19 protein-coding genes are annotated in these 9,621 nt (G+C 54.9%); 10 read left to right on the forward strand and 9 right to left on the reverse strand.

The genetic code is table 11. From position 1 onward, the window contains the following. The first annotated feature begins 8 nt into the window (after positions 1–8). Positions 9–308: a hypothetical protein gene (locus AC3IUE_RS33900; protein ID WP_489269274.1), complete on the forward strand. Its 300-nt coding sequence runs from the start codon at positions 9–11 to the stop codon at positions 306–308. Positions 309–358: 50 nt separating this feature from the next. Here AC3IUE_RS33900 and AC3IUE_RS33905 read toward each other — a convergent pair whose 3' ends face one another. The 9 genes from AC3IUE_RS33905 to AC3IUE_RS33945 all read right to left on the reverse strand — a co-directional run bounded on the left by AC3IUE_RS33905 (position 359) and on the right by AC3IUE_RS33945 (position 4,610). After that, complete coding sequence (locus AC3IUE_RS33905) at positions 359–1,435, reverse strand: hypothetical protein (protein ID WP_489269276.1); 1,077 nt, start codon at positions 1,433–1,435, stop codon at positions 359–361. Continuing rightward, positions 1,429–1,731 carry a hypothetical protein gene (locus AC3IUE_RS33910; RefSeq protein WP_489269278.1) on the reverse strand — a complete coding sequence of 101 codons (303 nt, stop codon included), beginning with the start codon at positions 1,729–1,731 and terminating at the stop codon, positions 1,429–1,431. The genes AC3IUE_RS33905 and AC3IUE_RS33910 overlap by 7 nt, the downstream gene beginning before the upstream one ends. A gap of 154 nt (positions 1,732–1,885) precedes the next feature. Beyond that, positions 1,886–2,440, reverse strand: a complete 555-nt coding sequence (locus AC3IUE_RS33915; protein WP_489269280.1) for a hypothetical protein — start codon at positions 2,438–2,440, stop codon at positions 1,886–1,888. Between the two features lie 24 nt (positions 2,441–2,464). Next, positions 2,465–2,725 (reverse strand): hypothetical protein, encoded by a 261-nt coding sequence (locus AC3IUE_RS33920; RefSeq protein WP_489269282.1) that lies wholly within the window; start codon positions 2,723–2,725, stop codon positions 2,465–2,467. 16 nt (positions 2,726–2,741) lie between these two features. Beyond that, a complete protein-coding gene (locus AC3IUE_RS33925; RefSeq protein ID WP_489269284.1) occupies positions 2,742–2,963 on the reverse strand; it encodes a hypothetical protein in 222 nt (73 codons plus the stop codon). 61 nt (positions 2,964–3,024) lie between these two features. Further along, the gene (locus tag AC3IUE_RS33930) at positions 3,025–3,327 is read right to left on the reverse strand and encodes a hypothetical protein (RefSeq protein ID WP_489269286.1); all 303 of its coding nucleotides are present in this window, start codon (positions 3,325–3,327) and stop codon (positions 3,025–3,027) included. A 123-nt stretch (positions 3,328–3,450) separates the two neighbouring features. Beyond that, positions 3,451–3,597: a hypothetical protein gene (locus AC3IUE_RS33935; RefSeq protein ID WP_489269288.1), complete on the reverse strand. Its 147-nt coding sequence runs from the start codon at positions 3,595–3,597 to the stop codon at positions 3,451–3,453. A 120-nt stretch (positions 3,598–3,717) separates the two neighbouring features. Further along, positions 3,718–4,191, reverse strand: coding sequence for a hypothetical protein (locus tag AC3IUE_RS33940; RefSeq protein ID WP_489269290.1), 474 nt, complete (start codon positions 4,189–4,191; stop codon positions 3,718–3,720). Between the two features lie 110 nt (positions 4,192–4,301). After that, positions 4,302–4,610: a hypothetical protein gene (locus AC3IUE_RS33945; RefSeq protein ID WP_489269292.1), complete on the reverse strand. Its 309-nt coding sequence runs from the start codon at positions 4,608–4,610 to the stop codon at positions 4,302–4,304. 171 nt (positions 4,611–4,781) lie between these two features. Here AC3IUE_RS33945 and AC3IUE_RS33950 point away from each other — a divergent pair, with 171 nt between their 5' ends. The 9 genes from AC3IUE_RS33950 (at position 4,782) to AC3IUE_RS33990 (ending at position 9,531) form a co-directional block, all read left to right on the forward strand. Next, positions 4,782–5,012, forward strand: coding sequence for a hypothetical protein (locus tag AC3IUE_RS33950; protein ID WP_489269294.1), 231 nt, complete (start codon positions 4,782–4,784; stop codon positions 5,010–5,012). 96 nt (positions 5,013–5,108) lie between these two features. Continuing rightward, positions 5,109–6,140, forward strand: a complete 1,032-nt coding sequence (locus tag AC3IUE_RS33955) for a phosphoadenosine phosphosulfate reductase domain-containing protein (RefSeq protein WP_489269296.1) — start codon at positions 5,109–5,111, stop codon at positions 6,138–6,140. A 4-nt stretch (positions 6,141–6,144) separates the two neighbouring features. Then, a complete protein-coding gene (locus tag AC3IUE_RS33960) occupies positions 6,145–6,420 on the forward strand; it encodes a hypothetical protein (protein WP_489269298.1) in 276 nt (91 codons plus the stop codon). Positions 6,421–6,448: 28 nt separating this feature from the next. Continuing rightward, positions 6,449–7,051, forward strand: coding sequence for a hypothetical protein (locus tag AC3IUE_RS33965; protein WP_489269300.1), 603 nt, complete (start codon positions 6,449–6,451; stop codon positions 7,049–7,051). A 168-nt stretch (positions 7,052–7,219) separates the two neighbouring features. Beyond that, positions 7,220–7,687 (forward strand): hypothetical protein, encoded by a 468-nt coding sequence (locus AC3IUE_RS33970; RefSeq protein WP_489269302.1) that lies wholly within the window; start codon positions 7,220–7,222, stop codon positions 7,685–7,687. Positions 7,688–7,972: 285 nt separating this feature from the next. Next, the gene (locus AC3IUE_RS33975; RefSeq protein ID WP_489269304.1) at positions 7,973–8,278 is read left to right on the forward strand and encodes a helix-turn-helix domain-containing protein; all 306 of its coding nucleotides are present in this window, start codon (positions 7,973–7,975) and stop codon (positions 8,276–8,278) included. Between the two features lie 424 nt (positions 8,279–8,702). Then, a complete protein-coding gene (locus AC3IUE_RS33980; protein ID WP_489269306.1) occupies positions 8,703–8,978 on the forward strand; it encodes a hypothetical protein in 276 nt (91 codons plus the stop codon). Positions 8,979–8,998: 20 nt separating this feature from the next. Further along, complete coding sequence (locus AC3IUE_RS33985) at positions 8,999–9,250, forward strand: hypothetical protein (protein WP_489269308.1); 252 nt, start codon at positions 8,999–9,001, stop codon at positions 9,248–9,250. After that, the gene (locus AC3IUE_RS33990; RefSeq protein WP_489269310.1) at positions 9,247–9,531 is read left to right on the forward strand and encodes a hypothetical protein; all 285 of its coding nucleotides are present in this window, start codon (positions 9,247–9,249) and stop codon (positions 9,529–9,531) included. The genes AC3IUE_RS33985 and AC3IUE_RS33990 overlap by 4 nt, the downstream gene beginning before the upstream one ends. Positions 9,532–9,621: the final 90 nt, after the last annotated feature.

Genomic DNA, 9,621 nt, shown 5'->3' on the forward strand with positions numbered 1-9,621 from the left:
ACTATGTGATGAACGCCAACGACTGCGACCGTATTGCCTACATCCTGGCTGAAACAGATGCATCTGAGGAACTCTGCGAGAAGTTCTTTGAACTCGACCCGCGTATTCAAGATGACTGGGACGCTTACACCGTGGTCATAAGTCGGGGGAAGAAAGCTCAAGAGCGATTCAAGGAACTGATGGAAGCTGACTTCGGCCCTGACTGGAGCATTACGAAATCAGCTCAGCCCTTGGCGAGGGCGCGCATGGAGTTAGCGCTACGTGAAGTTTACGGTGATGATTATCACCCTTCACTGCTCAACCGTTGATGGGGGCGGCCAGGCATTCCGGCCGCGCGAAGTGATTGACGCTATCTCCTTCACATACCTGGCCCGCGAAGCTTCACAGACGGTTCTTCGCTCTTCCCGACCAGCCCAGCACCTATCGCCGCCAAAGCCTCCCGAGATCGGGTTATAAAGCTCAGCCCGTCACCTTTGTGTTCAGCCTTAGGGGTTACCTCGATCTGGGCAGCGGCTCCTGAGGCTCCTCGGCCGCTGATAAGCCCATTGGCTGCCATTATCTTGAGCTCGCCCTGTACGCGCGCTTCAAGAGCCGTCAGCGAGAAGGGTGGCTTCTGTGGAGTTGCCCCGCGCAATGCGGTGATCATCTCAAGGCCTTCCTTAAACGATCCCGTTTGCGATGCGCCGTAAAGCACAACGGCAAGATCAGAGCGTAACTCTCGAACGCTGGATTCGTAGTAGACGGACAGCGGCTGGTCATCAAGCGCCAGCACTGTGTTGGGTTGGCAGTGGGTCAGCTCGTGAATCATCGTCGCCACGTCACTGACACCACCAGAAGAGACATACAGACTGTCGCTATAATCGACATAGTTTGCATGCTCGCCGCTCGCCGATGTTTTCCTCGAAAGACCAACTGCCAGGACGATGCATACAGACTCCGATTCAGCGCTGTGTGTCGCGTAGGCCACGCCGTCAGGCGAGCCTTCATACAAGCTGTGACCAAAGTGCTCGGCCGACACCGTACCGAGTGTATCGCCGCTGAATTGGCCCTCAAGAGGCGTAGCCTTGAGAGGGCTTGGCAAGCTGGAAATGAACTGGTCGAGAACACCAGATGTGGAAGACGCAACACGGATGTTTTTCAAGCTCGGGTCAAGCATCGCCTGTAACGCGAGAGAGTTGCCGTCTACTGCGTACGCGACATTCTTGCCGTCACTGCTTGTGTGAATTTCTGCGGCTGAAGCATTGGTACTTGCACCGATGTAATTTACGCCATCCGCTCCAGCCAACGCAGCGTACTGGGCGGGAGTCGAGCAAGCTGTAAGAGCACCAATCGCAATCGGGATAATCACGGCTGCGGCAAAGTTTCGTAGCAGGCTTTTCTTTGACGAAAAAAGGGAAGTTTCACCACGCGAGAGAAAAGTAGAAATGTTCAGCATGCGCGCCACTCCAGAAGGATCGACTCAGGATCTTCTTGAGGACTTTTGCGCTGTATGACGAACAGTCCTTGCTCTCGGATTGTGTTCACGTGCTGCGACAGAACACCAGACAGGACAATCGTTTTCGAGGCCGTGACCAGCTCCACATCAAATGTTTGCGCAGAAGTGGCCCTAACTGAGGAATATCCCTCTTCGATCCACTCATCACCAGGCAGATGCAGAAGGGCGCAACTGTCCTTATCCCCATTGGGGCCTATGTGAAGCAGGAAGTCTGTCAGCGTCAACGTGGGCTTCATGGTCTTTCGCTCAGGAGTGATGTCGTACGGTATAGATCTACTATACCGAATATAATCCGCTGTCGAGGCTGCATGTTGGGGTTGAGCTCGGCTAGGACGACAGATGGATCAGCATAGGTGCGTCAAGGCGGGGGATGGATGGGTGAAAGTCCACCTATCCTGCTTTCTTTGGTCGCCAGACTGGCGCTGAGTTGGCCAGCGTCATAGATCTCTGATTTGTGAACCACGCATGCTTATCTATTAACGCGCCAGTATGCGCGGCCACACCGTAAGCAAGTCCTGCGTGTGAATAGCGGCTTGCATCTGCGCGCGCGTTTTCTACCAACGCCTGGATCAACTGATCCTCGAATCTAGTGGATGAGAAGTTGCCCAGCCATTGAGCTAGATCATCCTCGCTGACCAAATCAGGAACCGAGTCTTTGAGTTGGTTCGGAGCAAAAAAATACAAAATATCCTTCGCTGGCATCCAGACGATGTTTTTAACTGGGGAAGCCCAAAAACGCGGGGACGGGACGCCGTGTAGTAAACGATTGCATCGGGTGCCGCTATAGGATTTGTGCATATAAACGTCTAGACGGACCTCGTCTTTCCAGCTCCCGGCCTTCCTGAGTTCATATTGAGCCAATCTCACAATTTGATCTGTGTTGCTAGTCAACTTAGAGGCAGCACGCTCGATCAACATTGACTCAGTTTGCCCAAAACTACGCATCTTCATTTTTCCTTGAGCTGGTTACTACCCGAGCAGGGCGATGACCTGGTGCTTTGTCAGGCCCGCGCCGACGTCGTCGGTGCAGGTGTAAATTACTCGCTTGCCCGCGTCGTCAGTGATGACTCTGTGCCGCTCGTGGTGGGCGACTTGAGACTCGTCCAGCTCAAGCACCCGGTGAACGGTCCAAGTGCGTTTGTAGTGCAAAGGAACGTCACTCACGCGCTCGCGGTGTTGCTCCGCCAGCAGGCCGTTGCGGTAGATCATGTCCGGGCGGTTTAACAGCATGGGGACCTTTCCTCTGTTACAGCGTGGTCAGACGCTCATTGCTGGTCGCGTTGAATACTTCGCCCCAGTACACTCGCTCGCGACGGCTGATCAGTCCGCAGTTTTGCAGTTCGTTCACGGCGTCAAACGCGTGGTTGGCGTGCTCAGCCAACTGCTCCAGCGTGCTGCTTTCCTCAATTGAGGTCAGGCGATTGCCCAGGCTCGCAAGCTCTTTCGCTCGTTGATCTTCAAAGGTCATAATCGGATTCCGTTTCAGTTTCCCTGTCGGGAAAACAACGTCCTGGTAATGATTAAGTTGCTCAGTTTATGGGAACAACTTTTCCGCCTTCGATGCGACACTGCACCGTAGTACCGTCAGGATTGGTCGTTTTGCCATTCTTCTGGCAAAGGTGTTTGGCAGTGGGATCTGATGCGAGCTTCCACACGTTTTCGGGATCAACGCATGTCAACAATTTGCCGTCCTGCGCGCGCGCCATGCCACTCACATCGCGACACCCCTGCCTTTCAACAGCGGCATGAACTTGGACGCCTGTAATGTCCTCTGCCATCGCTCCAGCAGTTACGCTCGCCAGCGCGAGCAGCAAAACTATTTTCTTCATCATTTTTAGTTGACCTGTTTTCATATTTTTCGGGTGGAACAACCCGCTTTACCCAGGTCAGCCCGCCGTATGGCCTGTCTACGCGCGCCTGCACTTGGCAGTGCATTTATGGCGGTCCTTTCCTTTTTACTTCGATTCCTTGGAAGAGTCGGGCTTACGGGCTTCAGATTCGAGAAACTTGGCCATCGCCGCCATCGAATCGGAGGTCTTGCCTTGACCCCCGCGAGTAGCATGGTTGTGTTGTACTTGTTCATCACGTGGCTTGGTTGTCATTGCTCAATTCCTTAGGTGTAGACACTCAAAATGATGCCCTTCTACGTCCTCGGCCCTGCTTTTTGAGGGCAGGGCTGGGAGTGTTCCTCGTGCAGCAATACATGACCTGGTGCAGGCAAGTCACTGCCGGGCGGGCTTGAACTCCATGGGCATATCAAGGGCAGAAAATACCGGATGCGCAATGTAGAAAGTGGTGGCGCTTGTGCTCATGTCATTATCCCAGCAATCGTTATCACTATCCCATCCGCTTTCATCAAAATCGAACGCTTTTCCGAGCACCATCCCTGAGGGATGCGCCAGCAACGGGGCGGCACAAAGGTGATCATCAACAATCAGGGCAGCATTTTCATCGCCAATCTTCAATGCTTGGCCTGGATTGCCCACGAGAAGCGTTCGATACGAAGCCAAGGCTTTGGCGTACGTCATACGTTGAATTGCTAACTCCAGCTCGTCCGAATAGCCCCCGGCCTCCGCATTCGCACGAACAAACTCGTAGGCGTTCGCCATTTCGGATTCGCTAGCGCCGCCAGCCTCATGTTCGTGCAGTTCTTTTGCAATTTTGGCCACGTCGATATCGGTTCGTGCGGTGTGCATTTTGCTGCTCCTGCCGGTGTTTGATTGAGCATTTCAGATTCCTGATGGAGTGGGCTGGAATCGCACCCTATTGCCGCCCCTCGACCAAGGGGGAGGGGCGGCGGTGACCCTTAGGCCGTTAACTCTGTGATGAACCCAATCACGGAATCGACGGTTGGATCGGCAATCCCGTGGTACGAGTGGAAATGAAATTCTTGCTCTTCCTCGTCCCATTGGGCCAGTTGGTCCGCGTCGAACGACCAGCGCTCGCCACGGTGACAAAACTCAATCCAGCCATCCGAGCCTTCCGCCGCTTCAGCGTTGGCCAGAGCACCCTCGTGATTGTTCCCGTCTTCAGGTTGGCTCGCGCCACCAGCGTCTTGTTCGTCAAGCTCCTCAGATGTGTTGGCTGCGTCGATATCGGTATGTGCATTGTTCATTCGGATGCTCCTGCTGTTGCTTCGATGGCTTTAGCTGTTTGCCATTTGTGAATCCAAGTATGAAACATATTTCACATACGCACAATCTCATCAAGGGAAATATATTTCTTGACTGGCAGTGAAGTATATTTCACAATGGCGCATCAAAACGAAAAACGCGGAGTTCAGATTATGAGTACTCAGGTCAGCAGCAAAACCGATAGCCAAACCTCCATGTTCGGGGCCAGCGCCATCGAAGCCACTGTTAAAGCGTTGAAATTCCACTCGAATGAGTTGGCAGAGGCGCTGTCGTGGATCGAAGACCAGTCCAAAGCGGCACCGCTTGAAGCTGAGCTGCGCATCATCAGCGCTACGTTGGCCGCCATCAACCTTGAGTACGGGCCCGGCTACTTCGGCGCATAAACGGCGCTTTGCGGGCAGGGTGGGTATTGGGGCTCGGTGATCCGCTTGCTAGGGCGGCTGAGTTCCATCGTTTAGGCACTATCAAAGGTACATCGCGTGAGCAACACGACAGCTTCTATCATTCCAGAAATCGTTTTCCCCGTTGTCGTGACGCAAGCGCCAGCCCAAGCCTTACCTGGTCAGGCGGATCTCTTCGCCGTCGCTGAGCCGCTTTTGACGGTGCTCAGCTTTGGCGGTGGCCAAGATTCAACAGCATTGCTTGAGCTTTACATCAACGACGCGTCCTTCCGCGCTCGCTATGCACCTCGCGATTTTATGGTGGTGATGAGCGACACAGGGGATGAGTTCCCCGAGACCTACGCCCACGTCCAAAAGGTGCGCGAGCGCTGCGCCCTTCACGGGATTGAATTTAACTTCCTCACTGCTGATATGGGTTGGCATCAGGGCGATTGGACAAGCCTCCTGAACTTCTTCCAGGCAAAGAACACTATCGGCTCCAAGGCCTTCCCCAAAACGTGCACCGACCGCCTGAAATTGCAGCCGATCTATCGCTTTCTTGAGCACTGGTTGAGCAAGAAGTACGGCGTGCAATGCCACCACAAAAAGGGCATCCGCGAGTTCGCCATGATGCACGGGAAAATTCAGGTGATGATCGGTATCGCCAAGGGTGAGGAGCGGCGTGTTGCAGATCCGGCAAAGAATCCGAACCGGTGGTACCGGGACAGCATTCATAACATCTACCCCCTAATTGACTTGGGCATGGATCGCGCTGCTTGTCAGGCATACATCGCCGGGCAAGGCCTCCCAGTTCCGATTCCGTCCAACTGCCGCTCTTGCCCTTGGCTGAGCCTTGAGGAACTGGAATACCTCCGTCGCTTTCACGCTGAACATCTAGATGTCTGGGTGGGGCTGGAGGCGGCAAAACTTGAAAAGCATCGGGACAAAGAGGTTGTCCTTGTGCCTACGGCAACCGGCACCAAGACCGTCAATAAGAACTATGGCGTCTTCGGGACAATGCCTCTGCCAGTCAAGATCCGTGAGGCGAAGGAAAAGTTCGCCGACTGGAGTGATGAGCGTGTTCGTGAGTACCGGATGAGTCACGGGCATTGCGTGGCGACCGCGTACTGAGTTTTTGACCGCCAACATTTCTTCTACCACTCAGCCAGGCTCTATGCAGGGCCTGCAATTGCTCGGAGGCAACATGGGAAACGGAGACAAATTTTACTGCGTGACTGGTGACAAGCGGAGCTGGTCGAAAGAGCCGCTGTCCATTGCCGATCTGGAGGCGCGCGGATACACCGTTCAGGACGCGCGCCTAGTGGGCGATAAAGACCTTTTCTATGACGGCCGACTCGTCGCACACCTCTTCGCGTCGAAGGCCGCTGCGGCTCGCCACCTGCTGGCATAACTCGTTTGATCAGTGGTGGGCTCTGACCATGTCGAATCTTGAGAACAGTAAGCCTGCGGCCAGTTCAACACTGGCCGAGGCCCTTTCTTATGGAAAGCTGCCCGCACTGGAGCGCGCCATTGTGCGCGCCAGCATTGGCGGCGTGGATAGCTGTTTGATGGTTGGCAAAGATGCGCGCATCGCATCCGCACTGATCCTTAGGCGTGTCCGGCACTACTACCAGGTGGTCGGTTATACAGGGCCTGATTACGTGTTTGGGAAGGTTGACAGCGAGCACCCGGATGCTTTCAGCGCCAGCTATCAACACTGGAACCCTTACGACCGGTGTTGGCATCGTGAGCGCCTGTGTTATTCGCATCCCTTATGTGGTGCGCAGCGAGTGTTTCAGGAGGCTGGTTCAATGTGCCTGGAGACTGCTTGCGCGGTAGCAGTCCATGAGCTGCTGGCCATCGTGCCTGAGGCGAAGGAAGTCCTCAGGTTTGGCCACATTCATTTGCGATCCTGCTGGCAAGACTCCCGGATATCTGGGGTCTGGTGGCGCGAATCACGTCGAAGAATCGGCACGCCGGGCGTACGGAAGATGCTTGCCCGGATCGAGCGCAACCTTGCCGGGCTTCCGGCCCCGGTATGAAAGGGTTCGCTTCACTTCTGAACCGAGCGCCAGCGATGACGCGGGGTCACTAGCCAACCAGAAGCGGGAAATATATTGCTTGTAATGGTGTGAAGTATATTTCATAATGGCTCATCGGAACGGATACCTTGTGTACCCGTCATCAGAAGCTATCCAGGTGATCCAGCGATGAACGTTCTCAGCAACTCCGAAGCCCAAAAAGCCATAACTGCCAGCCTCTTCAAACCAGACGCGTTCGGCACCTTGGCGGCCTGCCAAAAAGAGCGTCTGGATCGTGGTAAGTACCAGGGCTCGATCATCGGTCGTGAAGTTCCGGAAACCACTGCCAAAGGCGTTCGTTTGGTCTGGGCTGTGAAGCGCAAGGATCAACACGGCGAGTACTACGCCCTATGGTGCATCCCTGCGCCAACACTGCCGAAGGTCTCCCCCGAAAACATCGTCAAGGCGCGTGACGCGGGTTACGCGGCCGCTGTGACACGACGCCCACGAGCGCCAGCGGCTTGCACAATCTACAACGGTTTGGTTGAGGGCTTCGCGGTGGGTGAGGGTGGCGATGTGTTGGCTTACCACTGGCTCGATGGCTTTCAAGCGTATTGCGATGAGCAAGCCGATCTAATTCTTCAGCGCTCTGCGTGAACCGCTGAGGTCCTGGTCATCCTTCAGCGGTGGCCAAGGACTCTGCGGCAAGGTTGATCTGAGAAATAGGCTCGATGCCTGAAGTGTTTGCGTTCGCTTGTCAGCGAGCTGGCCAGCGCTTCTCTGGCGTAGATCCTTGGCGCGGTCACCGGGCGCGACTGACTACTGGCATGCGTGCCGCGTTCGGGTCTCCAGATCACGACTTGCGCAGAATATCTGAACTACCGCGCCAGCCTCATTGGGCTGACGCGCCAACGAACTTCAATTTTGAGTAGAGGAAAGGTCATGATCAATGCCAAGGGCTTGAAGGAAGAGCGCCAGCGGTTAGGTTATACCCAGGCAAAGATTGCCGAGCACTGCGACATTTCCCGCGAAATGTGGTGCCGATATGAGCGTGGAGCTAGCGTTCCCAGTGGGGATGTGTTGCTTCAGTTCTGTCAGCTGGGTGGGGATGTCCAGTTTGTTCTGTCCGGCGCACGAGCCGCATCGGCTTTGACCGAAGAAGAAAGCCGTTTACTGGAAGCGTTTCGCGCCAACCCGAAACCATTCTTGGAGACGGTCAAAGCCCTGGTAGATGTCCCTGCGGTATGATCAGCCTGGCGGCATGATGAGAACTCAGGCCACGAAAAGGGTAGAGCAACGACCATGACAAAGCGTGAGCAAGCTCAAGTCGAACAGGCGTTGACCAAGGCGGCGTTGCACATCACTGATGATGTGGAACCGGATATTGATCCTCCCCATCGCGGTGATACAACCCGAGGGTTCTTGTTCTTTTTGACCAGTTCTCGACCCTACGTCTGCGAGGGCTGGAGCACGGCCACTTCGCACGGAACAGGCGATCCGGCAGCTGCGAAAAGAGTGAACTGCAAGGGGGCTCTCCGCCTCTTCTCGACCAAAGCGTTGGCGTTACGCGCCCTGCGTCGAGCTGTCGAGGATGAGTGTGCCAGTCGGTTACGGGCAATAGACCGCTTGATTGAGCTGGAAGATGGGAACTGCGGGTAAACAGGAAATCGACATGGCCACACCCATGCAAATCGAGCGCCCGAACATGCTTTACCGAAACGGCCTGCTGGCTGAACAGCACCGCGAGCGCGTGAGCAACGTTCCCTTGCGCTACAAGCGCACATGGACTGTTCGCCGGGTGGTAGAGCTGGACGAGGGCCAGGTCGGCCTGTACGACAGTCACAGCGTCATTTTCGATGATGCGGGCAATCGGGTTATTTACACCTGCACTGAAGAACTCGGCGTAGGCCTGACAAAGCACCAGGTCATTGCGCTGCTGGGGCATTGATCGATATAAGGAAAACCGTCATGGCATTTTTTATTTTGGAATACCGAGTAAAAGGGTACTTGCCCTCTGACGCGTTCCGCCTAGATCCAAAGTGGGGGAAAAGAACGTTTACCATCAGTTCAAAAGACCTCGGTACCGACGATATCGAAGTAGTTCGGGCGCTAGCAACTGCGCGAGAAGTTACGCCGGAGGGGTACGAGTTGTTTTCTGTCCTTGATCGCGACGCGTTGACCGCCGCCAATCAACCCGCCATTAACGGAAAAGTGCTATGACCAGTGATCAAGACATGAATCCTGCCGATATCAAAGAATTGACGGTAGTCGAAGGCATCACCAACATTAACGTTGATGGCGCGCGGATTCGGATTCTGTTTGCCGATGGCGTTGAGGCGAGCGTTGGCAGGTCTGATTTGAATCGGAGCAAGTTCAACATCTTCTTCCCGAACCCAAAAGCCGACAGCATGATCGCTGGATCGTTCACCCCTTCGATGACGGGTGAAGATGTGGTCCAGATGGTCAACAAGATGGCCGCAAAGGCAGCCAAGAAGAATTAAGGGACGTCACCCAGGTTCACCCGAAGCCTCGCCATCGTGCGGGGCCGAGGCCTTAGAACGTCCCGATTTTTACACCCAACAGGTAGTTTC

The organism is Pseudomonas sp. GL_093 (genome assembly GCF_057837605.1).

What these genes read in the sequence shown, in the direction of transcription:
- AC3IUE_RS33900 (WP_489269274.1), top strand. Translation starts at nt 9, where the DNA reads ATGAACGCCAACGACTGCGACCGTATTGCCTACATCCTGGCTGAAACA.
- AC3IUE_RS33905 (WP_489269276.1), bottom strand. Translation starts at nt 1,435, where the DNA reads ATGCTGAACATTTCTACTTTTCTCTCGCGTGGTGAAACTTCCCTTTTT.
- AC3IUE_RS33910 (WP_489269278.1), bottom strand. Translation starts at nt 1,731, where the DNA reads ATGAAGCCCACGTTGACGCTGACAGACTTCCTGCTTCACATAGGCCCC.
- AC3IUE_RS33915 (WP_489269280.1), bottom strand. Translation starts at nt 2,440, where the DNA reads ATGCGTAGTTTTGGGCAAACTGAGTCAATGTTGATCGAGCGTGCTGCC.
- AC3IUE_RS33920 (WP_489269282.1), bottom strand. Translation starts at nt 2,725, where the DNA reads ATGCTGTTAAACCGCCCGGACATGATCTACCGCAACGGCCTGCTGGCG.
- AC3IUE_RS33925 (WP_489269284.1), bottom strand. Translation starts at nt 2,963, where the DNA reads ATGACCTTTGAAGATCAACGAGCGAAAGAGCTTGCGAGCCTGGGCAAT.
- AC3IUE_RS33930 (WP_489269286.1), bottom strand. Translation starts at nt 3,327, where the DNA reads ATGATGAAGAAAATAGTTTTGCTGCTCGCGCTGGCGAGCGTAACTGCT.
- AC3IUE_RS33935 (WP_489269288.1), bottom strand. Translation starts at nt 3,597, where the DNA reads ATGACAACCAAGCCACGTGATGAACAAGTACAACACAACCATGCTACT.
- AC3IUE_RS33940 (WP_489269290.1), bottom strand. Translation starts at nt 4,191, where the DNA reads ATGCACACCGCACGAACCGATATCGACGTGGCCAAAATTGCAAAAGAA.
- AC3IUE_RS33945 (WP_489269292.1), bottom strand. Translation starts at nt 4,610, where the DNA reads ATGAACAATGCACATACCGATATCGACGCAGCCAACACATCTGAGGAG.
- AC3IUE_RS33950 (WP_489269294.1), top strand. Translation starts at nt 4,782, where the DNA reads ATGAGTACTCAGGTCAGCAGCAAAACCGATAGCCAAACCTCCATGTTC.
- AC3IUE_RS33965 (WP_489269300.1), top strand. Translation starts at nt 6,449, where the DNA reads ATGTCGAATCTTGAGAACAGTAAGCCTGCGGCCAGTTCAACACTGGCC.
- AC3IUE_RS33970 (WP_489269302.1), top strand. Translation starts at nt 7,220, where the DNA reads ATGAACGTTCTCAGCAACTCCGAAGCCCAAAAAGCCATAACTGCCAGC.
- AC3IUE_RS33975 (WP_489269304.1), top strand. Translation starts at nt 7,973, where the DNA reads ATGATCAATGCCAAGGGCTTGAAGGAAGAGCGCCAGCGGTTAGGTTAT.
- AC3IUE_RS33980 (WP_489269306.1), top strand. Translation starts at nt 8,703, where the DNA reads ATGGCCACACCCATGCAAATCGAGCGCCCGAACATGCTTTACCGAAAC.
- AC3IUE_RS33985 (WP_489269308.1), top strand. Translation starts at nt 8,999, where the DNA reads ATGGCATTTTTTATTTTGGAATACCGAGTAAAAGGGTACTTGCCCTCT.
- AC3IUE_RS33990 (WP_489269310.1), top strand. Translation starts at nt 9,247, where the DNA reads ATGACCAGTGATCAAGACATGAATCCTGCCGATATCAAAGAATTGACG.